Genomic DNA, 22,707 nt, shown 5'->3' on the forward strand with positions numbered 1-22,707 from the left:
AGGTGACGACGCTCGCCGTGGTCTCCGACACCCACCTGTCGGCCGACCCCGTCTCCGCCTCGGCGCTGCGCCACGCCCTGGCGCGCATCGAGGCGGGGACGCGCCCGGACGCCCTGTTGCTGCCCGGCGACCTCACCGCCGACGGCGACCCCGCCGCCTACCGGCTGCTCCGAGAGACGCTGGACCCGGTCGCCGCGCGGCTGGGGGTCCCGGTCGTCACGGTGATGGGGAACCACGACGAGGGCGGCGCGTTCCGTGCCGCCCTCGGCGCCCCGGAGTCGACCACCCGGGTCGGCGGGCTGCGGGTCATCGCCCTGGACAGCACCGTGCCGGGGCACCATCACGGGCTGCTCGGCCCGGCCCGGCTCGCCGCCCTCGCGGCCGAGCTGGACACACCGGCCCCCGCGGGCACCGTGCTGGTCCTGCACCATCCGCCGCTGCCCTCGGCCGTCCCGTCGGTGGACCTGCTCCGGCTGCGGGACGCCGACCGGCTCGCCGAGGTGGTCGCCGGCAGCGACGTCAGGATGATCGTGTCCGGGCACGCCCACCACGCCGGTGCCGGGGCCCTCGCGGGGATCCCGGTCTGGATCGCGCCCGCGCTGGTCTACCAGGTCGACGTGTTCCCCCCGGCAGGACGGCTGCGGGGCGTCGCCGGCGCCGGGATCAGCCGGATCGACCTGATCGACGGCGCCACGGTGGCCAGTGCGGTCCCGCTCGACGGCGACCCCGTCTACGACGTCGATGCGGCCGAGCGGATCGCCTGGATGCGCGCCCGGATCCCCGGATGACCGCGTTCGTCGACGTCCCGGCCCCGCCGCGCACCGTGGTCGCCGCCACGAGGCCGCCGTGGTGGCGGCGGGCGGCCCGGGCCGCACCGCCGTACCTGTTCCTGCTGCCAGGTCTTGTCCTGCTCGTGGTGTGGGTCTACCGGCCGCTCGCGGTGACCGCGCAGCTGTCGTTCCACTCGTGGAACCTGCTGCCCACCGTCGCGGCCCGGCCGGTGGGCCTCGACAACTACGTGCGGCTGTTCGCGCTGCCCGACTTCCCGGCCTCGGTGGGGCGCACGGCCGTACTGATCCTCGGTCTGCTGCCGTTCACGCTGGTCGTCCCGGTCGTGGTCGGCCTGCTCGCGGCTCGGGTACGCGGCCGGGCCGCGACCGTCTACCAGGCGCTGGTGTTCGCTCCGATGCTCGTCGCCCCGGTCGCCGGGGCGGCGGTGTGGCAGTGGATGCTCGACCCGCGGGCGGGGCTGGTGAACCGGCTGCTCGGCACCGACCTGAACTGGTTGCAGGAACCGTCGCTGGCCCCGCTGGTCATCATCGTCGTGACCGGCTGGCACGTTCTGGGGTTCGCGACGCTCGTCGTCGCCGCCGGGCTCGCCGGGATCGACTCCGAGTACTCCGCGGCGGCGGCGCTGGACGGGGCCACCCGCTGGCAGACCACCCGCTGGATCACGCTCCCCCTGCTGTCGCCGACGCTGTCGTTCCTGCTGCTCATGACGCTGCTGCTGGCCGCCCAGTGGAGCTTCCCGCTGGTCAACACCCTGACCCAGGGCGGGCCGTCGGACTCGACGACCAACGTCTACTACCTGCTGTGGGACTACGCGTTCGGATCGTTCGACGCGGGGCTGGGCGCCGCCGCCGGAATGATCTTCTTCGTCGGGTTCGGGCTCATCGCCCTCGGCCTGGTGCGGCTCACCGAGCGGCTGACCTTCCATGACTCCTAGGGAGCTGTGAGATGACCCTGTTGGAGACGCCCGCGCCGGTGCACGCGCCGTCCGACGGTGCACCCACGGTGCGCGGGTCCCTGCTCCGGACGGCCGTGGGGCACGGCGTGCTCGGGCTGCTCGGGCTGGCCTGCATCCTGCCCGTGTACTGGCTTGTACGCGACCTCGCTGCGCCGGCCCGAGGACGTCTACTCGGCCTCGCCGTTCCCGTGGCCGCTGTCGTCGGACAACTACGCCTACGCGTGGGAGGCGGCGGACCTGCCGCGGCTGCTGGTCAACACCACCGTCATGGCGGTCATGATCGCGCTCGGTCAGCTGGTCACCGGGCTGCTGGCCGGGTACGCCTTCGCGGCCTGGGACTTCCGCTTCCGCAACGCGCTCTACCTGGCGTTCGTCGCGACCTGGCTGGTGCCCTTCCAGGCGACGATGGTGCCCAACTACGTGCTGCTCAACCAGCTCGGCACCCTGAACACCATCGCCGGGGTCATCGTCCCGAACCTCTGTTCCGCACTCGCGGTGATCATGCTGCGGGCGCACGTGCGCTCGGTGCCGCGCGAGCTGCTCGAGGCCGCCCGGATGGACGGTCGCGGCGCGTGGTCGATCCTGTGGACGGTCGTCGTCCCCAACCTGGGGCCGGCGCTCGCCGCGCTCGGGGTGCTGCTGTTCGTCAACGCCTGGAACGAGTACTTCTGGCCCGCTCTGGTGCTGCAGCGGACGAATGCCGTGCTGCAGCTCGGGTTGCGCAGCTTCATGGGCACCGAGGGGAACGACTGGGGTCCGTTGATGGCGACGGCGGGGCGCGCTCAGGCGGTGGAAGCACTTGCCTCGATGAGTTCGCTGAATACCTCGGAGGGTTTCTTCCAGTCGAAGATTTTACGTGGTCGGTCGTTGATGTCGGCGGCGATCATGGACAGGTAGGTGGGGTCGGAGGGGATCTCCACGCCTTTGGGGAGGTACTCGCGCACGATGCGGTTGAGGTTCTCGTTGCTGCCGCGCTGCCAGGGAGAGCGCGGGCGAGCGAAGTAGACCGGCATCGAGCCCTTGGACACCACGTGGTGGGCGGCCATCTCGGCCCCGCAGTCCCAGGTCAGCGAGCGGCGCATCACCTCGGGGAGCCCAGCGGTCGCAGCGACCACCGCCCGGGTCACAGTGTGGGAGTCACGCCCGTGCAGCGGGACCAGGACCAGGAACCGCGAAGTGCGCTCCACCAGCGTCGCTACCGCGGTCTTACCTGCTTTACCGATGACCAGGTCGCCCTCCCAGTGCCCGGGCACCGCCCGCCCCTCAGCCTCAGTAGGTCGTTCATCGATGTAGGTCGGTTCGACGATCCGGGGAGCAGATGGAGGCCTACCGCCGCCACGACGGGCGGTCCGGCGGGTCCGTAACGCGATCAACTCGCGAGCCAGGGTGGACACCGGGGTGGCATAGACCCACTGGTAGATCGCCTCGTGAGACACCCGGTAAGTCTCGTCGGTCGGATAGAGCCGGGGCAGACGGCCCGCGATCGAGGCCGGGGACCAGCCGATCTGCAACAACCCGGTCACTACTTCCCGCAGCCGCGGTGACCGGTCCACCGCGAACATCTTCGGCCGGGACCGCCCGACCCGCGCCGCTTCCTCAGCCGGCCCCGCCCGGTAGCCGGCCCGGCCGCCGTGACGGGCGACCTCACGAGAGATCACCGACCGATCCCGCCCCACCACCGCAGCGATGTCGCACAACCGCCGGCCAGCGGCCAACCCCCGGGAGATCTCCTCCCGATCAGCCAAAGTCAACAGTTTCCGCACGTCATGATCCTGTTCCTCGCCGAACAACAAGATCAAGTGCTACGACCGCCTGAGCGCGCCCGGGGCTGGCCTGTCTGCCGGTCCTCGTCCTCTATCTCGTACTGCAACGTCGAATCGTCGACGGATTCGTGCGATCCGGCCTGAAATAGCCCGTCCCAACGATCGCGACCATTTCCGAGAATCGGAGGAGCAATGAGGCTCGTGTCTCCCGCCCTGTCCGGCACCGACGACCACGCGCTGCTGGCCGAGTACTTCGATCCGGCCTGCCGTGCCGACCCCTACCCGGTGCTGGCCCGCATCCGCGAGGCCTCGCCACTGGTGCTGCACGGCGGCGACCTCGTCGTCGTCGCCCGCTACGACCACTGCCGTCAGATGCTGCGGGATCCGTCGACCAGCAACGACCCGCGCAACACCCGGATCGGTGCCGACATCCCGCCGCGCCAGGAGTCGCTGCTGTTCCTCGACCCGCCGGTGCACACCCGGGTCCGGCGCCTGGTGTCCAAGGCCTTCACCCCGCGGGTGGTCGCCGCGCTGGAGCCGCGGATCGTCGAGCTGGTCGGCGCCCTGTTCGACCGGATCGGCGACGCCGAGGAGTTCGACGTCGTCCGGGACTTCGCGGTGCCGCTGCCGATGCAGATCATCTGCGAGCTGCTGGGCATTCCGCTGGAGGAGTACCGGGACTTCGAGAACGTCGCCCACCTGTTCGGGCGGGTCCTGGACTTCCACCACATCATGCCCAACCCCGAGATCGGCGAGGCGGAGGCGGCCCGCGGGACCCTCATCGCCTACCTGCGCGAGCTCATCCAGCGCCACCGCAGCCGGCCCGACGGCAGCCTGCTGTCCCACCTCGTCGCCGTCGAGGAGCAGGGCGACACCCTGTCCGAGGTCGAGCTGCTGGCGACCTGCGCACTGCTCATGGGCGCCGGCTTCGACACCACGGTCAACCTGGTCTCGAGCACCCTGGGCTCCCTGATCTCCGACCCCGCCGCCTACCGCCGGTTGCGCGACCGGCCGGACCTGGTGCCCTCGGCCGTCGAGGAGGGACTGCGGCACGAGTCCCCGGTCCAGTTCGCCCTGCGGTCGGTGATGCAGCCGACCACTCTCGGCGGCCTGGACGTCACGCCGGGCACGGCGGTGCTGGTCCTGTTCGCCGCGGCCAACCGGGACCCGGAGCACTTCCCCGAGCCCGACCGGTTCGTGGTCGACAGGGCCCCGTCGGACCACGTGGCGCTGTCCGCGGGCATCCACTACTGCCTCGGGGCCGCGCTCGGGCGCGTCGAGGCGGCCGTCGCGGTCCGTGAGTTCGTCCGCCGGGTACAGGACCCGGTCCTCGTGCCGGGCGCCACGGCCTTCCGGGAGAACGTGAACCTGCGCGGGCGCGACACCATGCCGGTGCGGCACCGGGGCATCCTGCCCGCCTGAGCGACGCACTCCCCCGACGACACCGGCCGGCGGCGGGGCTCCGATCCGACACCACCTCGGAACGGAACCCGCCGCCGGCCCCTGCGTCGTGGCCCCTGCGTCGTGGCCCCTGCGTCGTGGCCACGGCACGGTGGGCGCGACACGGTGAGCGCGACGGCTCAGCGGCGGTCGGGCCGGCCCGACAGGGTGTGCACCAGGAGCGCGAACGCCCCGCACCCGGCGGCGACCATCCACAGCGAGCCCGCTCCGACGGTGGCCACCACGACTCCGCCCAGGGCGGCGCCCGAGGCGATCCCGACGTAGACGGCCGAGGCGTTCAGCGAGATCACCAGCGGTGCCTGGCCGGCCATGAGCCCGACGAGCTTGTGCTGCTGCGCCGGGAGGAAGGCCCATCCGGTGATCCCCCAGGCGACCAGGAACGCCAGGGCGCTCGGCAGCGTCGTCGCGGTGAGCGGGGACAGCACGAAGTTGAGCGTCATGAGCCCGAGCGAGACCGAGATCGCCCGCTGCGCGCCCCAGCGGTCGGCGAGGCTACCGCCGCACCACGCCCCCAGCACCCCGCCGAGGCCGAACGCGGCGACGAGCAGGCTCAGCCACCGCTCGCCGATGTCGGGATCGGGCCCGAACAGCGGCCCCAGATAGGTGTAGGGGGCGTACCCACCCGTCATCCCGACGGTGGTCACCACCAGCGACAGCAGCAGCTCCGGGGACCGCAGCGGGGCGAGGCGCTCCCGCAGCGGGAGGGGATCGGCGGTCCCGACCGCCGGGCCCCGCAGGGCGAGCCCGACCACCGCGACGAGAGCCAGTCCCGCGACCAGCACGAACGTGCCACGCCACGAGAGCTGCTGCTCCACGACGATGCCCAGCGGCGCCCCGAGGACCGTGCCCGCGGACTGGCCGCCGAGGACCACGGCCAGTGCTCGTCCGCGGTACCGGTCGGGCACCAGCCGCGAGGCCGCGCCGGCCGCGGCGGGCAGGTACAGCCCGGCGGCCCCGGCGCACAGCGCACGCCAGAGGTCGAGCATCCAGATGGAGGTCGCCGCGGCGGCGAGCAGGTTGAACACCGCGAACAACGCCATCGACGTGACGAGCACGCGCCGCAGCCGGACACCGGACGTCAGCCCGGTGAGCAGCGGGGCACCGACCGCGTAGGCGACGGCGAACACCGTCACGGTCTGACCTGCGACGGCGACGGGCACGTCGAGATCCCGGGCGATCCCGCCGAGGATCCCGGCCACGACGAACCCCTCGGTCCCGATGGCGAACCCGCCGAGAGCGAGTATCGACAACGTCGGCCAGGGCATTCTGCCGGAGGCCTGCAGGACCGGCGGAGCGTCGCTCATCCTGAAACCGCGATTCTCATGGAACCAGCGTCGTCCATTCCTCCTCGCGCATTCCGTCGACACCGCGTGAACGGGCGATGAATTGTCACGCCGAATCGGACGTCGATTCGGCAGGACAATTGTTCGATGCATTCTGCGGACGACCACGCGTCCCACCGGGGACGGCGCCCCGGGTGGCCACCGGGTGGCCGGGCCTCACGGCAGTGCCGCGTCAGCCCGCGTCGAGGGCCGCGGTGAGCCGGGCCAGCACCGGGGCGGCGACGGCGAGCGCCGCACGGTCGGCCGGGGCGAGCCGGTCCAGCGCCACACCGAGCAGGGTCTCGGCCGCCGCGTCGTAGCGGCCCAGTGCCTCGGTCGCCCGCGGCGCGACGGCGACGAGCACGGTGCGCCGGTCGGCACCGTCGCGTCGCTGCACGAACTCGTCGGCGGTGAGCGTGCGCAACAGGTTGCTGACGGTGGAGCGGGCCAGGCGCAGCCTCGCGGCCAGCTCGCTCGGGGCGAGCGGCCCGGCCGCGGCCAGCGTGCGGAGCAGCTCGATCTGCGCTTCGGAGAGATCCGGCAGGTCGGCGGCGGTCCTGGCGCGGCGCAGCAGGGTCCGCCGCAGCGGACCGAGCTCACGGACGAGCAGCGCGGCGGTCGTCGTCACCGGCACAGTGTCGCACATCGCATTGCCACAAAACAGTTTTGTTGCAAAACTATGGGCATGGACGAAAACGATCTGACCGCCGTCGTCGGCCACCGGTTCATCTACACCTACGACAACGGCTGGCAGTACGAGATGTACGTGAAGAACGACCACACCATCGACTACCGGATCCACAGCGGCCACGTCGGCGGGCGCTGGGTGAAGGACCAGGAGGTGGACCTGGTCCGGCTCGACGAGGGCGCCTACAAGGTGTCCTGGAACGAGCCGACCGGCACCTCGGTCGTCGTCTGCGTGATGCCGGTCCGCCGGCGTCTGCACGGCACCATCTTCTTCCCGCGCTGGGTCGCCGACGACGGCAAGGAGACCGTCTGCTTCCAGAACGCGCACCTCGACCGCATGCGCGAGCTGCGCGACGCCGGGCCGACCTACCCCATCGAGACGATCCCGGAGTTCGCCGAGATCACGCTGTTCGAGCACGTCGGCGTCGACGACGAGTCGGTCATCGCCGTCGGCCCGGAAGAGCTGCCCGCCGGCTTCGCCGACCGGAGGAACTAGCCTGCGCTCCGTGCAGTTCGCCGAGGCCGAGGCCACCTACCGCGCCCTCGTCGAGGACCTGCTGGCCGGCCGGGCCACCGTCGCCGACGCCGTCGCCCGGTTCGCCGGGCCGCTGAGGGCGGCATGGGTCGACGACCGCGCCGACGACGAGGTCGAGGGCCTGGCCTGGGCCGCGGGCGGTGCGGTGGCCACCGCCGCGACCGACCCGGCGCACCACGAGCTGCTCGCCGAGCTGCTCGCCGAGCTGCTCGCCGCGGTCCGGGCGCTCGGACCGCTCGTCCGCGCACCCGGTGGCCAGGCCTGCACGGTGTGGGGGCTGACGGTGTTCACCGACCTGCCCTGCGTCGGCGCGCAGCTGCGTGAGGCCCTCGACGTCCACCCGACCGCGGCACCGGCGCTGTTCGCGTTCGCCGATCGGCTCGACCGAGCCGGGACCCTGGACTTCTCCGGCTGGGCCGGCTGGGCCGACGGGGTCACCGACGGCCGAGGACCCTGAGCGCGGCCGGGCCGAGCGGGCACCACCCGGCGCCGACGGGCACCGCCGAGCGCGCCACGCGGTCCCGGCCCCTCCGCAGGGTGCGCCCCGACGGGCGAGCGTGTATGCCCTTGTCCTGACGCCAACGCATCGGAGGAGCCCGTGGAGTTCGACATGCTGGTCGAGGTGCCGAAGGGCAGCCGCAACAAGTACGAGGTGGACCACGAGTCCGGGCGCATCCGGCTCGACCGCACCCTGTTCACCGCCACCCAGTACCCGGGCGACTACGGCTTCGTCGAGGAGACGCTCGGGGAGGACGGCGACCCCCTCGACGCGCTCCTCGTCACCACCGGCGAGCCGTTGTTCCCCGGCGTCCTCGTGCTCGTGCGCACCATCGGCATGTTCCGGATGACCGACGAGGCGGGTGGCGACGACAAGCTCCTCTGCGTCCCGGCCCACGACCCGCGGCTGGAGAACCTGCGCGACATCCACCACCTGCCCGAGTTCCACCGCCGGGAGATCCAGCACTTCTTCGAGATCTACAAGGACCTGGAGCCGGGCAAGAGCGTGGAGGGCGCCGACTGGGCGAACCGGGCGGCAGCCGAGGCCGAACTGGAGGAGTCACGGAAGCGGTTCCGGGAGGCCGGACACTGACCGCGGCACCACCCGCCGGGGTCGCCGGTCAACGCCGGGCGACGCAGGACACCGCGGAGTAGCCGCTCCCGGCCGTCTCCTCGGAGATGACGGCACCGTCGACGAGGATCCGGCACGAGATCTCGCCGTCCCCGCCGGAGGCGATCACCGAGTACTCGGCGGGCTCGTCCGAGGCCGTGACGGCCCGCCGCCAGGGCAGCGGGACCTCGGAGCCCTGGCCGACCGACGACCCACCGCCGAAGGTGATCATCCGTGACGTGCCGGAGCCGTTCACCTCGAAGGTGACCTGACCCGGCGCGCCACCGGCGGCGTCGGGAGCCGGCGCGCCGTTGGGTGCGGTGTCCGCCGCCGGGGTGTCGACGGCCGGGACGACGCCGGGCTGGCCGCCGCCGGTCGACGTCCCGAACGCGACCGAACCCTCCCGCACGCGGCCGGGGTCTGGTCCCGGTGCCGCCGAACACGGCGAACCCGATCGGCACGGCCGCGGCAGCCGCCGCGGCGACGCCGACGACCCACGGCCATCGGCGTCGACGGGGCTCCGCCCGCACCGCCCGTCGGCGTCCGCGCCGCGGCGGGTCCTCCGGGCGGTCGTCGGGCCCCACCCCGATGTCATCGGTGTCGGCGTCGGTCTCCGTGTCGCGGTCGGTGGCGAGGTCGAGGTCGCGCGGGTCGTACCCGAGGTCGTGCGGGTCGGCCGGCCGGGCCTCGACGAGCGGCAGTCCGCGCGCGTCCCACGCCGTCTCCGGGGCCCGGTCGACGGGCCGGGGGCGGGCTGCACGGAGGTCGGGTCCCGGTCCGGTCTCCGGGCCGCCCCACGGGTCCGGGTCGTCCCCGGGGCCGGCGGTCGCGAACCCGCCGAGGGCCGTACCGACTCCCGTCGCGGTCCTCGGCCCGCCGGCGGCCGCCGTGGCGGGGACGACCGCTGTGGTCGTGCCCGGGCGGGGACACGACCGCCGGCGCCCGACGCACCGGGTGCGGCCGGGGCCGCACCGTCGCGCTCGGACGCGCTCCTTCGGCGTACGGGTCCTCGGCGTACTGGTCCTCGGGGTAGGGCTCCTCGGCCGGTGATCCCCCGGGAGTCCGGTCGGACGAGGGCGCGCCCGGTCCGGCGCTCTCCGGTGCACGGCGACGCCCGCGCCGGGAGCCGTGGTCGATCCGACCCGCTGTTCGCCGGGCGAGATCGTCACGCTCCGTCATCGGCCGGGGACGGTCCCGCGTCGCGGCCACTCGGCGCCCGGGCTCCCGTGCGGTCGGGAAGACGATGCCGGCGACGAGGTCCTCGGGCGAGAGATCCCGGGCCGGAAGCTCGGGATCGCCGTCCGACCGGTGCATCACCTCGACCGACCGGCGTCGTCCGCGGCGGGCCACCGGGGACGACTCGTCCCCGAGCACCCAGCGACCCGAGTCCGGGTCCCATCTCGGTCCTGACACGACGCCCCCCTGCGGTAGCCGTGTCGATTCAACGAATCGGAGGCGCACCGGTTACGGACCGCGGTCGCCATCACCCCGTTCGGCCCCACCACCGCGGGGGTCCTCCCGGTCGGCGAGCCGGACGAGCGTGGCCCAGAACTCGTCGCCCCTCGGGCTGGAGGTGGGGGCGAGCAACACCCGGCGGACGGCGTCGGCGTGCGCGGGCCGGGCCGCCCGCAGCGACCGCAGTCCCGGTTCGGTGACGACGACCCGACGCCGCCGGTCGGCGTCGGTGTCACGGTCGACCAGCCCCCGTTCGGCCATCCGTCCCAGGTGGCGCGACAGCCGCGCCCGCTGCCATCCGAGCATGTCCCCGAGATCCTGCTGGGCCATCCGTCCGCCCCCATTCTCGACGACCCGCGACAGCACCGAGAAGTCCGCGACCGACAGCCCCGACGCGTCGGCGATCGCGGTGGCGACCGCAGCGTTCACGGCATCGTTGGCGCGCTTCCACGCGACCCACCGGGCGGTCTCGGCCTCGTCCAGGGGCGGTGTCATGCAGATCATCCTACCGGCCGGTTATCATGTAAAGTCAGCAGGTCCACCATTGTTTACATGACAACACCTGAGACGCGCTCGGTCCTGATCACCGGAGGCAGCGCGGGCATCGGCCTCGGGCTCGCGAGGCGTTACCGGCGAGCGGGACACCGGGTCCTGGTCACCGGGCGGGACCCCGGGCGGCTCGCCGCGGTCGCCGCCGGCGAACCGGGTGTCGAGACCTTCGCCGGCGACCTGGCCGATCCCACGGAGCGTGAACGGCTGGCCGAGCACGTCCGCCGGGTGCTGCCCGCGCTCGACGTCCTGGTCAACAACGCGGGCGTCCAACGGCGGGTGGGGATCGCCGCGGACGCCGCCCCGTGGTCGGAGGTCCAGAACGAGATCGACGTGCTCCTGTCCGCTCCGCTGCACCTGACCCGGCTGCTCGTCCCGATGATGCTGGACCGGGGCGGGCCTGCTCTCGTGGTCAACGTCAGCTCGGGTGGCGCCTTCGTCCCGCAGACGTTCGCCCCCGTCTACAGTGCGGCGAAGGCGGCGGTGCACAGCTACACCGTGACCCTCCGGGAGGCGCTGGACGGAACCCGCTGCCAGGTCGTCGAGCTGATCCCGCCCGCCGTGGCGACGGGCCTCGCCGGACCGGGCGCGGCCCACGGCGCCGACCCGGACGAGTTCTGCGACGCCGTGTTCCCCCTGTTGGACGGGTCCCGGCCGGAGGTCGGGTTCGGCCCGACCGCCGAGCCCGGCATCACCGCACGGATCGATGCGGAGCGCCGGGCGTTCCTCGGGTCGGCCGCGCGGGCGGGCGTTCCCGGGTTCGCACCGGCGTCGCGGCACTGACCGGCTCGACGGTCACCGAGACACCGGAGTCGACCGGTCGCCCGCGCGGCGGGGCGCCTCCGGGCGCTCAGGGCGCGAGCGCCCGGCACGCGCGCCGCACGACGGCATCGCCGTAGGCGTGGTCGAGCACCCCGGTCCGCAGCTGCCACCGGTGGAAGACCGGCGCGATGACCAGCTCGAACGCTTCGACGTCGCCCACTGAGCCGTCGATCTGACCAGCGGCCCTCGCCGTCGCGAACCGGTCGGCGAACAGGGCGATCTGCGGGGCGAAGACCTGTTCCAGCACCTGCGCCCCGATGCCGGTGTCGACGAGCGCCTCGACGCACAGCGCCCGCAGGAGCGCGTCCCATCCGGGGTCCGCGAGCTCGTCGACGACCGACCGCAGCACCGCGGTCAGGTCGGCGACCAGGTCGCCGGTGTCCGGTATCCCGCTGCCGGCGGCCGCTGCGTTGCGGTGGGCCACGGCGTCGACCAGCAGGGCACCCCGGTGCGGCCACCGCCGGTAGAGGGTCGCCTTGCCGACACCGGCACGCGCGGCGATCGCCTCCATCGTCACCTGCGGATACGGCAGCTCCGCCGCCAGGGCCAGCGCCGCGGAGAGCGCGGCCGTCCGTGCCCGTTCGGAGCGACCGACCGGTGCCGACGGGCGGTCACGGCTGTCGTCGTCCACCCGGCCACGATAGCAATCGATACGGAACGTTCCGTATCGTTGTGGGCATGAGCGTCCGCCCCGCCGAGGAGAGCCCCGTGACCGAACGACCTGTCTGGTTCGTGACCGGCGCCGGCCGCGGCCTCGGCCGGGCGCTGACCCGGGCCGCGCTCGACGCCGGGGAACGGGTGGTGGCCACCGTCCGCCGCGCCGACGCACTCGCCGACCTGGACCGCGAGTTCCCGTCGACGCTGCACGTGGCGGTCGCCGACGTCCGCGAGCGGGACGCGGTCCGAGCCGCGGTCGCCTCCGGCATCGCGCGTTTCGGCCGGCTCGACGTCGTGGTCAACAACGCCGGGTACGGCCTCGTCGGCGCGATCGAGGAGGTCGACGAGACCGAGGCGCGCGGCATCGTGGACACGAACCTGCTCGGCCCGCTGTGGGTCGCGCAGGCGGTGCTCCCCCACCTGCGCGCCCGGGGCGCCGGGCACATCGTCCAGATCTCGACGACCGGCGCGGTCGGCGCCATGCCCACCCTCGGTCTCTACAACGCGGGCAAGTGGGGCCTGGAGGGCTTCTCCCAGGCGCTCGCCGGTGAGGTGTCGCGCTCCGGCGTCCGCGTCACCGTGGCCCAGCTCGGCGGGTTCGACACGGACTGGGCGGGCTCGGGGATGCACTTCGCGAGCCCGTCGGCGGACTACGACGACCTGCGGCGCGAGCTGTTCGGCACGGCCGAGGTGCCGTGGCGGACCGAAGGCCCGCTCGGTGCGCCCGTGGCGGAGGCGGTCGAGGCCCTGCGCCGGCACGTCCACGCACCCGACGGCCCGTTCCGCCTCCTGGTCGGGGCGGACGCCCCCGACCAGGTCACCGCAGCGCTGCAGGCCCGGTGCGAGGACTACGCCGCGGACGACCGCTTCGTCTGGCCGGCTCCGGCCGCCACGACCTGACCCACCGGGACCGGCCTCATGCCGTCCCGGCCCGCACTGCGCAGCTCGCGATGCCCGACGAACGGCCGGGCCATCCCGATCAGCGGGACCTCCCGGGCCGCCGGATCGTGCTCGACCGCGCGCTGGCGCACCGCCGCGCCGATCCGGTACCCGTGCTCGTCCGGGCCCGCCGAGGTCAGCTCGGGCACGGCCGGGAGGAGTGGGCCGAGCCGCGCATGATCACCATCGAACTGGGCCCGGAGATGGAGCACGCGGCCCTGCGGTTCTGGAACGCGCTGGCCACCGACGACCTCGACCGACTCCGTCGCGAGCGGGCCGAACGCGACCCGCGCGACTGACCGGCCCGCCACGCCACGGGCCCGACGGCGCCCGGTGCGCGCCACGACGGGTCAGCACCGGAGCCCGGGCCACCGAGGCTCAGTCCGGTTCGACGACGTGGAACTGGACGCTGTGCACGGACCGGACGTGGTCCCGGGGCACCGCGAGATGGGCCGGGTGGGCGAGGTAGGTCCGGAAGTCCTCGACGCTCGCGAACTCGGAGACGACCGCGTAGTCGGCGTTCGTCGGACGCTCACCGAGGTCGGGACCCTGCCGGGTGCGCAGGGGGACGCCGACCTGGCCGGGCAGCCGCGCGATCGCGTCCCGGAACGCCTCGACGTCGGCCGTGGTCGCGGACTCCGTGAACGTGAGCGTCAGGCAGTGCACCAGCATGTCGACCTCCATGTCGTACCAGTGAGCAGTGATGGACATTCAGACGTTCACAACTGCTGATGGACCTACCCGGCCATGCTATCCAGTTATCGACGATTGACAAGCTATGTCCATGGCCCCTAACTTCCGACTCCCGACCCCTTCGACCGGGAGACCCGACAATGAAGCTGGGATGCTCGTTCGCCACGTCGCTGGAGACTCCGGAGCACATCCGCATCGCGGAGGAGCTCGGCTACGAGAGGGCGCTGTGCTACGACTCGCCCGCGCTGTACCCGGACGTCTGGATGGTGCTGAACCAGGCCGCTGAGCGGACCGACCGGATCGTGCTGGGGCCGGGGGTGCTGATCCCGAGTCTGCGCCACCCGATGGTCACCGCCTCGGCGATCACCACGCTGGTGCACACGGCCGGGCCGGACCGCGTCCTCATCGGGATCGGGAGCGGCTTCACCGGCCGCCTCGCCATGGGCAGACCACCGGTGCCGTGGGCGCGGGTCGAGCACTACACCGAGGTCGTGCGGGCCCTGCTGCGCGGCGAGCAGGTGGAGTGGGAGGGCGCGACCATGCAGCTCATCCAGCCCGACGCCCGCTTCGGCCCGGCCCTGCCGATCTCGGTCCCCTGGGGGGTCGCGGGCGAGGGCCCGAAGGGCACGGGGGTCGCCCGGTCCCTCGGCGCGGAGCTGTTCCGGATCACCGCACCCGAGCCGGACTTCGGGCCGCAGATGATGATGCTCATCGGCACCGTGCTCGACGAGGGCGAGGACCCGGGCTCCGAGCGCGTGATCGACGCCGCGGGCCACGGCGCGGGGCTGTTCCTGCACTGGGCCGTCGAGCACGGGGTGATCGACGAGCTGCTCGGCGAGAGCGGCCACGCGTGGGCCGCGGCCTACGACCACATCCCCGAGGGCGTCCGTCACATCGCCCTGCACGACCGGCACGTGGTCGGGGTCAACGAGATCGACCGGCCCTTCGTGACCGGCGAGGTGATCACCGCGGCCGGGCTCGCGCTGACCCGTGACCAGTGGCGGGACCGGTTCGCCGAGCTGGAGAAGGCCGGCTGCGACTGGCTCCACTTCCAGCCCGCGGGCAGCGACGTCCCGCGCGAGCTCGAGGCGTTCGCCGCCGCCTACCACCGTTGAGGAGAGGACACCCCGTGAGCGATCTGCAGTTCCTGAAGTGGGAGACCGAGGGCCCGGTGGCCACCGTGTGGCTCGACCGCCCGCCCGTGAACGCGGTCGACCAGCAGTTCTACCGTGAGATCCGCGCGTTCTTCGGCGACGTCGAGCGTCACCTCCCCGAAGCACGCGTCGTCGTGCTCGCCGGGCGGGGGAAGCACTTCTGCGCGGGCAACGACCTCGACGCGTTCCGGACCCTGGACCCCGACAACGCCCCGGAGCAGCTCGAGCAGGCCCGGGAGGCGTTCTGGGCGATCTACGACTCCGCCTACCCGGTGATCGCGGCGGTCCACGGGGCCGCCGTGGGGACGGGTCTGGCGATCGCGGCATCGTGCGACCTCGTCGTCGCGGCGGAGGGTGCCCGGTTCGCCACCCCCGAGGTCACCGTCGGGGTGCTGGGCGGCGCGAAGCACCTGTCCCGGCTCGTGCCGCAGGGCGTGGTCCGGCTGATGCACTACACCGGCGACCTCTACCCCGCCGAGACGCTGCTGCCCTACGGCGGCATCGTCGAGATCGTCCCGGAGGAGCAGCTCCTCGCGAAGGCCCGGGAGCTGGCGCGGTCCATCGCCCGGCACAGCCCCGTCACGCTGCGGCTGGCCAAGCGCAGCCTCAACGGCATCGAGTACCGCGACCTCAGGTCCGGCTACGAGTTCGAGCAGGACCGGACCCGTGAGCTGTCCGGCTACGAGGACTCCAAGGAGGCCGTGAACGCGTTCCTCGAACGCCGCGAACCGGTCTACACGGGACGGTGACCATGGAATCCCTGGAGGACTTCCGGGCCCGGGCCCGGGCCTGGCTCGCCGCGACCGGGGCCCCCGAGGTCCCGTCGGACCCCGACGCCCGGTTCGCGGTGCTGCGTCGCTGGCAGAAGACCCTGTCCGACGCCGGCTGGCTGGGCCTCGCCTGGTCGCGGGAGGCGGGCGGTGGCGGGCTCACCCACGCCCACCAGCTGGTGTTCGTCGAGGAGCTCGTGCGGGCCCGTGCCCCCCAGCCCGTCGGCCTGATCGGTCTGGAGGTCGTCGGGCCGTCCATCGACCGCTACGGCACCGACCGGCAGCGTCGCGAGCTGCTGCCCCGCATGCTGTCCGGCGAGGACATCTGGTGCCAGGGCTTCTCCGAGCCCGACGCCGGGTCCGACCTCGCCTCCCTGCGCACCCGCGCGATCGCCGACGGCGACGACTACGTGGTCAGCGGCCAGAAGATCTGGACCAGCTGGGCGCACAAGGCGCAGTGGTGTGCGCTGCTGGTCCGTACCGACCCGACCGTGCGCAAGCAGGCGGGCATCAGCTACCTGCTCGTCGACATGACGAGCCCCGGCATCACCGCCCGGCCCATCCGGCAGATGACCGGCGACCGGGAGTTCTGCGAGGTCTTCCTGGACGAGGTCCGGGTACCGCGGCGGAACCTGCTCGGGGACGAGAACGACGGCTGGACGATCGCCACCCACACGCTGGGCAGCGAGCGCGGGGCGGCCACCCTGCGCCGCCGGGTGGAGCTCGAGGTCGCGCTGGAGGACGCCGTCGGCGAGCTCCGCGCGCACGGTGTCGCCGGGGCCCGGGCCCGGGCCGCCGTCGGGCGGGCACAGGTCGCCATGCGGGTCCTCGACGCGCAGACCCGGCAGACCACCGCCCGGCTCGTCGCCGACGCCGGCCCGACACCGCTGGACTCCGTCGACAAGCTCGTGCTCAACGACGTCGAGCAGACCGTGTTCGCCGAGATCGCGGGGCTGCTGGGCGCACTGCGCGCGGTGCCCGGCGCCCGGCCCGGCGGCCTGCGGTCCGACCGCTGGGCCCGTGAGCACCTCTACTCGCGGGCCGCGTCCATCTACGGCGGCTCCGCCCAGATCCAGCGCACCATCGTGGCCGAACGACTCCTGGGGCTGCCCCGTGGCTGATCACGACGACTTCGCGTCCGCCGTGGACGACTACCTCACCCGGTCCCACACCGGTGAACGGCGGCGTGCGCTCCTGGACGGCGGGGGCTGGGACGCGGGCCTGGCATCCGAGCTCGCCGGACTGGGCTGGTACTCCCTGGCCGTGCCGCAGGACCGGGGCGGAATCGGCGCCCCACTGGCCGCTCTCGGCCATGTGTTCCTGGAGTACGGACGGCACCTGCTTCCCGGGCCGCTGCTGGAGAACAGTCTGCTGCCGGCGCTGGTCGAACAGATCGTCCCGGCCGCCGACGGGACACCGCCCGCGCTCGTCGACCCCGGGGCGTCGGTCCCGGGCGACCTCGGGTCGGTCGCGGTCACCGGGCGGGAGGTCGTCGGGTCCGTCGCCGCCGTCCGGTTCGCCGCGCAGGCGGGGGTGCTCGTCGTCGTCGCCGGTACGACGGTCTGCCTGGTCGACCCGGACGCTCCCGGGGTGCGCGTCGAGCCCCTGGTCAGCGCCGATCCGGGGGTCGCGTTCGCGTCCGTCTCCTTCGACGGCGCGGTGGCCCACACCCTGGTCACCGACGACGGGCTCGGGGACCGGATCCGGTCGTGGGCCCGGTTGCTGCTCGCCTGCGAGCTCGGCGGTCTCGCCCGCGGCGCACTGGACCGCACCGTGGCCCACGTCGGGCAGCGCGAGCAGTTCGGCCGGCCGATCGGCGGCTTCCAGGCCGTCAAGCACCTCGTCGCCGACATGTCCGCGCGGTCGACCGGCCTGCACAACCTCTGCCTGGCCGCCCTCGCCGACGCCGGCGGGGCGTCGCCTCCGGAGCTGGACCTGATCGCCTCGACGGCCAAGGCACACGCGGCGGACGCCGCCGTCCGGGTCTGCGAGGACGCGATCCAGCTGCACGGCGGCATGGGCTTCACCACCGAGACCGACGTCAGCTGGTACTACCGGCGCACCCTGGCGCTGCGCGGCTGGTACGGCGACGAGACCGAGCTGCGGCACCACGTCGGCGCGGCGCTCCTGGACCCCGAGAGGCAGTCATGAGAGCGACCAGGCTCGACGACGAGCAGGCCCGGCGCAACGTCGAGGCCGGTCACTGGGCGGGGAACCTCGTCGACGGCCACCTGGCCACGGCCGCGGCGCGCAGCCCCGAGGCGACCGCCGTCGTCGACCGGGGGCGGCGCTGGACCTACCGCGCCCTCGACGAGGCGGTGAACCGGTTCGCCTCGGCGCTGCACGGGCGCGGGGTCGGCCCCGGCGACGTCGTGTCCTGGCTGCTCCCCAACCGGGCCGAGGCGGTCGTCGTGCACCTCGGGGCGATCCGGCTCGGCGCGGTCAGCAACCCGATCATCCCGATCTACCGACACCGCGAGACGGCGTTCATCCTGCGCCAGGCCGGCTCGAAGGTCGCCGTGGTCCCGCAGCTGTTCCGCGACTTCGACTACCCGGCCATGCTCGACGAGATCCGCGACGAGGTCCCCGAGCTGGAGACCGTCGTCGTGGTCGACGGCGGGGACGGCACGCTGAGCTTCGACGCTCTCCTCGGCGAGGGCCGGGCGGACGGCGTCCGGACGCCCCGGGCCCCGGACGACATCGCCCTGCTGCTCTACACCTCCGGTACGACCTCGGCGCCCAAGGGCGCGTTGCACAGCCACGACACCCTCGACCACGAGAACCGCAGCATCATCGACTTCTTCGGGCTCTCCGCGACCGACGTCGTCTTCATGCCCTCGCCGGTCGGCCACATCATCGGTGTCCTCTACGGACTGCAGCTGCCGTTCATGCTGGGCAGTGCGGTCGTCCTGCTCGACGTGTGGGAACCCGGTCGGGGTCTGGAGCTCATCGAGGAGCACCGGTGCACGTTCACGGTCGCGGCCACGCCGTTCCTGCACGGGCTCGTCCACCACCCCTCGCTGGCCGAACGCGACGTGAGCTCGCTGCGTGTCTTCGCGTGCGGCGGCGCCGACGTGCCGCCGGAGCTGGTCCGGGCCGCGACCACGGCGCTGGGCTGCACCGTCAGCCGGGGCTACGGGTCCACCGAGTACCCGACTGCCACGGCCTGCAACAGCGACGACCCCGTGGACAAGCGGGCCCGGACCGACGGCAGGCCGATCGGCCCCACCGAGGTACGGCTCGCCGCGGACGGTGAGCTGCAGGTGCGCGGGCCCGAGCTGTTCCTCGGCTACCTCGACGCCTCGCTCAACGCCGCGGCCTTCACCGACGACGGCTGGCTGCGTACCGGCGACCTCGCCCACATCGACGACGACGGCTACGTCGAGATCACCGGACGGCAGAAGGACATCATCATCCGCGGCGGGGAGAACATCAGCGCCAAGGAGATCGAGGACCACCTCTTCGAACACCCCGCGGTCGCCGACGTCGCCGTCGTCTCCTCCCCCGACCCGGTGCTCGGGGAACGGGTCTGCGCCGTCGTCGTCGCGCAGACCGGTCGCGAGGTGACCCTGCCGGCGCTCGTCGAGTGGCTGACCGCGCGGCGGATGGCCCGCCAGAAGCTCCCCGAGCGCCTGCTCCTGGTCGACGACCTGCCCCGCAACCCCAGCGGCAAGATCCAGAAGTACCGGCTCCGCGAGCTGGCGCGCGAGCACACGACCCTCGAATCGACACGGAAGTGACGCGATGAAGCTCCACACCCCGACCGGGTTCTCCACCGGACACCAGTTCCTCGAAGGCCTGCGCTGGCACGACGGCGCGCTCTGGGCCAGCGACTTCTTCGCCGGCACGGTGCTGACCTTCGCCCCCGACGGGGACGCCGCCACGGTCGCCCGGGTTCCGGGCGCACCGTCGGGCCTGGGGTTCCTGCCGGACGGCACCCCCCTGGTGGTCTCCCAGACCGACGCGACGATCCAGCGGATCGGGACGGACGGCGCGCTGAGCACCTACGCCGACTTCAGCGACATCGCCGGTGGCCCCGGGAACGACATGCTCGTGACGTCCGACGGGCACGCCTACGCCGGCAACTTCGGGTTCGCCGTCGGAACCGAGGACCCGCGGCCGACGGCGTTGGCGCACGTCGATCCCCACGGCACCGTCCGGCGTGTCGAGGGCGACGTGCTGTTCCCCAACGGCATGGCGCTCACGTCCGACGGGCGCCTCCTGCTCGCGGAGACCTTCCTGCACCGGATCACCGCCTACCACCGCGCGCCCGACGGGACCCTGTCGGACCCGCACGTCTGGGCACAGCTGCCCGAGACGTTCATGCCGGACGGCATCGCCCTCGACACCGACGGAGGGGTGTGGTTCGGCAATGCGCTCACCACCGGGGACGACGCCGGCTTCTACCGGGTGGTCGAGGGCGGTGAGCTGACCGACAAGGTCCCCGTGACCGGAGCGCAGGCGGTCGCGTGCGCGTTCGGCGGCGAGGACCTCGCCACGCTGTACATGAGCTGTAACGCCACCACGGTCGAGGAGTTCGTCCGGGGGCGGTCGACGGGTGCCGTCGCCACCGCGTCGGTGGGGCGGCGGGGCACGCCCACCTGAGATCGGGCCGTGGTCTCTCTCGCTAGGATCGGGACGGCGAGAGGAGACCACGGCATGGACGCGGCGAGCGCGCCACCGCGGTCCCGGCCCCGCAACCGGCGGGCCGAGATCGCCCGCAACGCAGGGGAGCTCTTCGGCCTCCGCGGGTTCCACGCCGTCCGGATGGACGACATCGCCGAGGCCAGCGGGATCACCGCGCGGGCCCTCTACCGCCACTACGCCAACAAGCGGGCCCTGCTCTCGCACGTCGTGCTCGAGGACCAGCAGCACGTCGTCGACACGATCACGACGCTGGCCGCGCTGCCGCCCGGTGAGCGCGACCTCGACACCACGCTCGGCGCGCTCACCGAAGCCGCGCTGGACAGCCGCCGGCTCTCCCTGCTGTGGCAGCGCGAGGCCCGCCACCTCGACGCCCAGGACTTCCAGCTGGTCCGCGACAGGACCCGGTGGATCGGCAGGAAGCTCGACGAGCTCCTCCTCTCCCCCTCCCGCGGCGACCTGTCCCCCGAGGTGACCGACCTCCGCAGCTGGGTCATCGTCAGCATCATCTCCGGAGCGGGCTTCTACGACACCCCGCTCCCCCGCGCCCGGCTCGCCCACCAGCTGGCCGAGGCGAGCAGGCGGGTGATCGCCGCCCCCGCGGCCGCCGTCGCGGACGGCTCGGTGGGGACCTCCGACCGGGCGCCGTCCTCCCGCCGTGAGCAGCTCGTCGGGGCGGCTGCGCAGGAGTTCCGCGCGAAGGGCTTCGCCGGGGTGAGCATCGACGACATCGGCGGCCGGGTCGGCGTCGTCGGGCCCGCCCTCTACCGGTACTTCGACACCAAGGCCGACATCCTGGTGGCCGCCGTCACCCGGCTGCACGAGTGGCTCGCGCTGGAGACGACGCGCGCACTGCGCACCCCCGGCCCGGACGAAGCGGTCCTCGGCCTGCTCGTCGCGGGCTACGTGCGCGGCGCGCTCGAGGCGACCGACCTGCTCGCCGTCCGGCTGACCGAACGGCTCTACCTCCCCGACGCCGCCCGCGAGCGCATCGACCGCATCCAGGCCGACGAGGTGGCGGAGTGGCAGCGATGGCTCTCGGCGGCCCGCCCCGACCTGCCCGACGCCGACGCCGCGACGCTGGTCAGGACCGCGAGGACGATCGTCGACGACTGCGCACGGATCCCCCACCTCCGGCGCTACCCGGTAGTGGCGGGCGAGCTGACGGGCGCCGCCCTCGCCGCGCTCGGCCTTCCCCCTCCCGCGGAGCACCAGGCCTAGGCGTGTCTCCTCACCCGTCCGGTCGCTGATCACCGTCGGGTGGTCGAGGTCCCCTGGCACACCGACCTCGCCGGAGCCGCGACAGGGCCCGCGGCGATCGTGCCCCTCCCCCGCGGCCGGCCCCGCCGTGCGCATCTCGCCGACGGGCCGGCTGCGCGCGAGGTGAACGCACGCCGTGGACCGGGCGGCGCTATCGGCGACCGGGTGCCGGTGTGGACGCCGCGGCGGGTGTGGAGGCGGCGGCCGACAGCGCCGCGGTGGCCGCCGTCGCGTAGGCCGCGGCAGCCGGGATCTGGTCCACGCCGAACACGACGTGCCCGACGGCTGCGCGCTCGCCGACGGCGGCGGCGACCGCGGCCACGTCACCGCTGCCGAAGCCGCCGCACAGCTCGATCAGCGTGACCTGTTCGTCGCGGACGAGGCCGGCGGCGACGGCGGGGGCGTCCGCCGTCGAGGCGACGGCGACGATCAGCGAGCGCTGCCCCCCGGAGTCGAGGACGAGGCGGTCACGCGCGGGATCGGCGCCGGGGTGCTCGAACAGGTAGGCCCAACAGGCCGTCGAGGTGCTCATGCGGTGAGCTTCGGGGCTGAACCCGGCTTCAGGTCAAGACCTGGTCGGAATCCCCCGCTGACACGGGGTCCGCGCTCGCCGGAGAACCGCTCCCGAGCGGCCGTAGCAGTCCGGTAGTTGTGCGGCATGAGTCTCGACGAACAGTGGCCCACACCGGAGCTGATCCAGGCGGCGGTGGACCGGTTCACCGCCCGGATGCCCGGCTGGACCCCGACGGCCGCCTACGGGGTCGCGTTCGTCCCGACGGACGACGGCACCGGGTGGTCGTTCCCGGTGGTCAACGTCGGCTGGCTGCACCGCCTCCCCGCGCTGGTCCTCGGGCTCGTCACCGGCCGACGGACGGGCACGGGAACCTACGACCTGACGCCCGCCGCTCTGCAGAGCGCGGTGGATCTCCTGGCCCCGGCCGAGGCCGCGCGCATGTACCGACACCCGAACCTCGCCGCGTGGCGAGCGATGCTCGGGCGCATCGCGGCAGGTCAGGACGGGCGGATAGTGGTGGTGTTCGTCGATTCGCTCGACGACGAGCCGAGCAGCCCGTTCGACGCCGTGTTCCGCGCGCAGATCGCCCGGGGCGAGTGCTCGGAGCTGCACGTGTGACCGGTCGGC

General features: G+C 73.3%; 26 protein-coding genes. 18 read left to right on the forward strand and 8 right to left on the reverse strand.

The window, feature by feature from the left end; genetic code table 11:
- Positions 1-2 precede the first annotated feature (2 nt).
- The 3 genes from KPL57_RS12525 to KPL57_RS12535 all read left to right on the forward strand — a co-directional run bounded on the left by KPL57_RS12525 (position 3) and on the right by KPL57_RS12535 (position 2,644).
- Positions 3-788, forward strand: a complete 786-nt coding sequence (locus tag KPL57_RS12525) for a metallophosphoesterase (protein WP_226351723.1) — start codon at positions 3-5, stop codon at positions 786-788.
- Positions 785-1,726: a carbohydrate ABC transporter permease gene (locus tag KPL57_RS12530; protein WP_226351724.1), complete on the forward strand. Its 942-nt coding sequence runs from the start codon at positions 785-787 to the stop codon at positions 1,724-1,726. Before KPL57_RS12525 ends, KPL57_RS12530 begins: the two co-directional genes overlap by 4 nt.
- Before the next feature lie 153 nt (positions 1,727-1,879).
- Positions 1,880-2,644, forward strand: coding sequence for a carbohydrate ABC transporter permease (locus KPL57_RS12535; RefSeq protein WP_226351725.1), 765 nt, complete (start codon positions 1,880-1,882; stop codon positions 2,642-2,644).
- Here the strand turns inward: KPL57_RS12535 and KPL57_RS12540 are convergent.
- Positions 2,530-3,540 (reverse strand): IS30 family transposase, encoded by a 1,011-nt coding sequence (locus tag KPL57_RS12540; RefSeq protein WP_226351167.1) that lies wholly within the window; start codon positions 3,538-3,540, stop codon positions 2,530-2,532. The genes KPL57_RS12535 and KPL57_RS12540 overlap by 115 nt on opposite strands.
- Positions 3,541-3,702: 162 nt before the next feature.
- On the opposite strand from KPL57_RS12540, the gene KPL57_RS12545 reads away from it, so the two are divergent.
- Positions 3,703-4,932 (forward strand): cytochrome P450, encoded by a 1,230-nt coding sequence (locus tag KPL57_RS12545; protein ID WP_226351726.1) that lies wholly within the window; start codon positions 3,703-3,705, stop codon positions 4,930-4,932.
- A gap of 158 nt (positions 4,933-5,090) precedes the next feature.
- On the opposite strand, the gene KPL57_RS12550 is transcribed toward KPL57_RS12545, so the two are convergent.
- Together KPL57_RS12550 and KPL57_RS12555 are read right to left on the reverse strand one after the other, a co-directional pair.
- Positions 5,091-6,275, reverse strand: a complete 1,185-nt coding sequence (locus KPL57_RS12550) for an MFS transporter (protein ID WP_226351727.1) — start codon at positions 6,273-6,275, stop codon at positions 5,091-5,093.
- A 211-nt stretch (positions 6,276-6,486) separates the two neighbouring features.
- Positions 6,487-6,921: a MarR family transcriptional regulator gene (locus tag KPL57_RS12555; protein WP_170917091.1), complete on the reverse strand. Its 435-nt coding sequence runs from the start codon at positions 6,919-6,921 to the stop codon at positions 6,487-6,489.
- 57 nt (positions 6,922-6,978) lie between these two features.
- Between KPL57_RS12555 and KPL57_RS12560 the strand changes: the two genes are divergently transcribed.
- The 3 genes from KPL57_RS12560 to KPL57_RS12570 all read left to right on the forward strand — a co-directional run bounded on the left by KPL57_RS12560 (position 6,979) and on the right by KPL57_RS12570 (position 8,605).
- Positions 6,979-7,476, forward strand: a complete 498-nt coding sequence (locus KPL57_RS12560) for a phenolic acid decarboxylase (RefSeq protein WP_226351728.1) — start codon at positions 6,979-6,981, stop codon at positions 7,474-7,476.
- Between the two features lie 10 nt (positions 7,477-7,486).
- Positions 7,487-7,972, forward strand: a complete 486-nt coding sequence (locus tag KPL57_RS12565; RefSeq protein WP_226351729.1) for a hypothetical protein — start codon at positions 7,487-7,489, stop codon at positions 7,970-7,972.
- Between the two features lie 141 nt (positions 7,973-8,113).
- Positions 8,114-8,605: an inorganic diphosphatase gene (locus KPL57_RS12570; protein ID WP_020622612.1), complete on the forward strand. Its 492-nt coding sequence runs from the start codon at positions 8,114-8,116 to the stop codon at positions 8,603-8,605.
- Positions 8,606-8,633: 28 nt separating this feature from the next.
- Here KPL57_RS12570 and KPL57_RS12575 read toward each other — a convergent pair whose 3' ends face one another.
- Both KPL57_RS12575 and KPL57_RS12580 read right to left on the reverse strand, forming a co-directional pair.
- A complete protein-coding gene (locus KPL57_RS12575; RefSeq protein ID WP_226351730.1) occupies positions 8,634-9,032 on the reverse strand; it encodes an MmpS family transport accessory protein in 399 nt (132 codons plus the stop codon).
- 1,055 nt (positions 9,033-10,087) lie between these two features.
- On the reverse strand, positions 10,088-10,573 hold the full coding sequence (locus KPL57_RS12580; protein ID WP_226351731.1) for a MarR family winged helix-turn-helix transcriptional regulator: 486 nt from the start codon (positions 10,571-10,573) through the stop codon (positions 10,088-10,090).
- Between the two features lie 57 nt (positions 10,574-10,630).
- On the opposite strand from KPL57_RS12580, the gene KPL57_RS12585 reads away from it, so the two are divergent.
- On the forward strand, positions 10,631-11,410 hold the full coding sequence (locus KPL57_RS12585) for an SDR family oxidoreductase (RefSeq protein ID WP_226351732.1): 780 nt from the start codon (positions 10,631-10,633) through the stop codon (positions 11,408-11,410).
- A gap of 67 nt (positions 11,411-11,477) precedes the next feature.
- On the opposite strand, the gene KPL57_RS12590 is transcribed toward KPL57_RS12585, so the two are convergent.
- Entirely contained in the window at positions 11,478-12,080 is a 603-nt protein-coding gene (locus tag KPL57_RS12590) for a TetR/AcrR family transcriptional regulator (RefSeq protein ID WP_226351733.1), read from the reverse strand.
- Between the two features lie 47 nt (positions 12,081-12,127).
- Here KPL57_RS12590 and KPL57_RS12595 point away from each other — a divergent pair, with 47 nt between their 5' ends.
- Both KPL57_RS12595 and KPL57_RS12600 read left to right on the forward strand, forming a co-directional pair.
- On the forward strand, positions 12,128-13,006 hold the full coding sequence (locus KPL57_RS12595; RefSeq protein ID WP_226351734.1) for an SDR family NAD(P)-dependent oxidoreductase: 879 nt from the start codon (positions 12,128-12,130) through the stop codon (positions 13,004-13,006).
- A 50-nt stretch (positions 13,007-13,056) separates the two neighbouring features.
- Positions 13,057-13,344 (forward strand): hypothetical protein, encoded by a 288-nt coding sequence (locus KPL57_RS12600; protein WP_226351735.1) that lies wholly within the window; start codon positions 13,057-13,059, stop codon positions 13,342-13,344.
- A 79-nt stretch (positions 13,345-13,423) separates the two neighbouring features.
- Here the strand turns inward: KPL57_RS12600 and KPL57_RS12605 are convergent, their stop codons facing one another.
- A complete protein-coding gene (locus KPL57_RS12605; protein WP_226351736.1) occupies positions 13,424-13,756 on the reverse strand; it encodes a Dabb family protein in 333 nt (110 codons plus the stop codon).
- Between the two features lie 122 nt (positions 13,757-13,878).
- On the opposite strand from KPL57_RS12605, the gene KPL57_RS12610 reads away from it, so the two are divergent.
- Genes KPL57_RS12610 through KPL57_RS12640 form a run of 7 tightly spaced genes read left to right on the forward strand, consistent with a single transcriptional unit; the run spans position 13,879 to position 21,527 of the window.
- On the forward strand, positions 13,879-14,853 hold the full coding sequence (locus KPL57_RS12610; RefSeq protein WP_020622619.1) for an LLM class flavin-dependent oxidoreductase: 975 nt from the start codon (positions 13,879-13,881) through the stop codon (positions 14,851-14,853).
- A gap of 14 nt (positions 14,854-14,867) precedes the next feature.
- On the forward strand, positions 14,868-15,641 hold the full coding sequence (locus KPL57_RS12615; RefSeq protein ID WP_075311194.1) for an enoyl-CoA hydratase-related protein: 774 nt from the start codon (positions 14,868-14,870) through the stop codon (positions 15,639-15,641).
- A gap of 2 nt (positions 15,642-15,643) precedes the next feature.
- Positions 15,644-16,783, forward strand: coding sequence for an acyl-CoA dehydrogenase family protein (locus tag KPL57_RS12620; RefSeq protein WP_226351737.1), 1,140 nt, complete (start codon positions 15,644-15,646; stop codon positions 16,781-16,783).
- Complete coding sequence (locus KPL57_RS69625; protein WP_226351738.1) at positions 16,776-17,813, forward strand: acyl-CoA dehydrogenase family protein; 1,038 nt, start codon at positions 16,776-16,778, stop codon at positions 17,811-17,813. Before KPL57_RS12620 ends, KPL57_RS69625 begins: the two co-directional genes overlap by 8 nt.
- Positions 17,810-19,402 carry an AMP-binding protein gene (locus KPL57_RS12630; RefSeq protein ID WP_226351739.1) on the forward strand — a complete coding sequence of 531 codons (1,593 nt, stop codon included), beginning with the start codon at positions 17,810-17,812 and terminating at the stop codon, positions 19,400-19,402. The genes KPL57_RS69625 and KPL57_RS12630 overlap by 4 nt, the downstream gene beginning before the upstream one ends.
- A 4-nt stretch (positions 19,403-19,406) precedes the next feature.
- Entirely contained in the window at positions 19,407-20,267 is an 861-nt protein-coding gene (locus tag KPL57_RS12635; RefSeq protein ID WP_226351740.1) for an SMP-30/gluconolactonase/LRE family protein, read from the forward strand.
- Positions 20,268-20,321: 54 nt separating this feature from the next.
- Positions 20,322-21,527 (forward strand): TetR/AcrR family transcriptional regulator, encoded by a 1,206-nt coding sequence (locus KPL57_RS12640; protein WP_226351741.1) that lies wholly within the window; start codon positions 20,322-20,324, stop codon positions 21,525-21,527.
- Positions 21,528-21,717: 190 nt separating this feature from the next.
- Here the strand turns inward: KPL57_RS12640 and KPL57_RS12645 are convergent, their stop codons facing one another.
- Entirely contained in the window at positions 21,718-22,098 is a 381-nt protein-coding gene (locus tag KPL57_RS12645) for a DUF6506 family protein (protein WP_226351742.1), read from the reverse strand.
- A 126-nt stretch (positions 22,099-22,224) separates the two neighbouring features.
- On the opposite strand from KPL57_RS12645, the gene KPL57_RS12650 reads away from it, so the two are divergent.
- The gene (locus KPL57_RS12650) at positions 22,225-22,698 is read left to right on the forward strand and encodes a hypothetical protein (protein ID WP_226351743.1); all 474 of its coding nucleotides are present in this window, start codon (positions 22,225-22,227) and stop codon (positions 22,696-22,698) included.
- Positions 22,699-22,707: the final 9 nt, after the last annotated feature.

Source organism: Pseudonocardia sp. ICBG601 (assembly GCF_020496245.1).

Coding starts and splice junctions, on each gene's coding strand:
- KPL57_RS12530 (WP_226351724.1), top strand. CDS start 785: ATGACCGCGTTCGTCGACGTCCCGGCCCCGCCGCGCACCGTGGTCGCC.
- KPL57_RS12545 (WP_226351726.1), top strand. CDS start 3,703: ATGAGGCTCGTGTCTCCCGCCCTGTCCGGCACCGACGACCACGCGCTG.
- KPL57_RS12550 (WP_226351727.1), bottom strand. CDS start 6,275: ATGAGCGACGCTCCGCCGGTCCTGCAGGCCTCCGGCAGAATGCCCTGG.
- KPL57_RS12560 (WP_226351728.1), top strand. CDS start 6,979: ATGGACGAAAACGATCTGACCGCCGTCGTCGGCCACCGGTTCATCTAC.
- KPL57_RS12580 (WP_226351731.1), bottom strand. CDS start 10,573: ATGACACCGCCCCTGGACGAGGCCGAGACCGCCCGGTGGGTCGCGTGG.
- KPL57_RS12585 (WP_226351732.1), top strand. CDS start 10,631: ATGACAACACCTGAGACGCGCTCGGTCCTGATCACCGGAGGCAGCGCG.
- KPL57_RS12595 (WP_226351734.1), top strand. CDS start 12,128: ATGAGCGTCCGCCCCGCCGAGGAGAGCCCCGTGACCGAACGACCTGTC.
- KPL57_RS12600 (WP_226351735.1), top strand. CDS start 13,057: ATGCCCGACGAACGGCCGGGCCATCCCGATCAGCGGGACCTCCCGGGC.
- KPL57_RS12605 (WP_226351736.1), bottom strand. CDS start 13,756: ATGTCCATCACTGCTCACTGGTACGACATGGAGGTCGACATGCTGGTG.
- KPL57_RS12610 (WP_020622619.1), top strand. CDS start 13,879: ATGAAGCTGGGATGCTCGTTCGCCACGTCGCTGGAGACTCCGGAGCAC.
- KPL57_RS12620 (WP_226351737.1), top strand. CDS start 15,644: ATGGAATCCCTGGAGGACTTCCGGGCCCGGGCCCGGGCCTGGCTCGCC.
- KPL57_RS12630 (WP_226351739.1), top strand. CDS start 17,810: ATGAGAGCGACCAGGCTCGACGACGAGCAGGCCCGGCGCAACGTCGAG.
- KPL57_RS12635 (WP_226351740.1), top strand. CDS start 19,407: ATGAAGCTCCACACCCCGACCGGGTTCTCCACCGGACACCAGTTCCTC.
- KPL57_RS12640 (WP_226351741.1), top strand. CDS start 20,322: ATGGACGCGGCGAGCGCGCCACCGCGGTCCCGGCCCCGCAACCGGCGG.
- KPL57_RS12645 (WP_226351742.1), bottom strand. CDS start 22,098: ATGAGCACCTCGACGGCCTGTTGGGCCTACCTGTTCGAGCACCCCGGC.
- KPL57_RS12650 (WP_226351743.1), top strand. CDS start 22,225: ATGAGTCTCGACGAACAGTGGCCCACACCGGAGCTGATCCAGGCGGCG.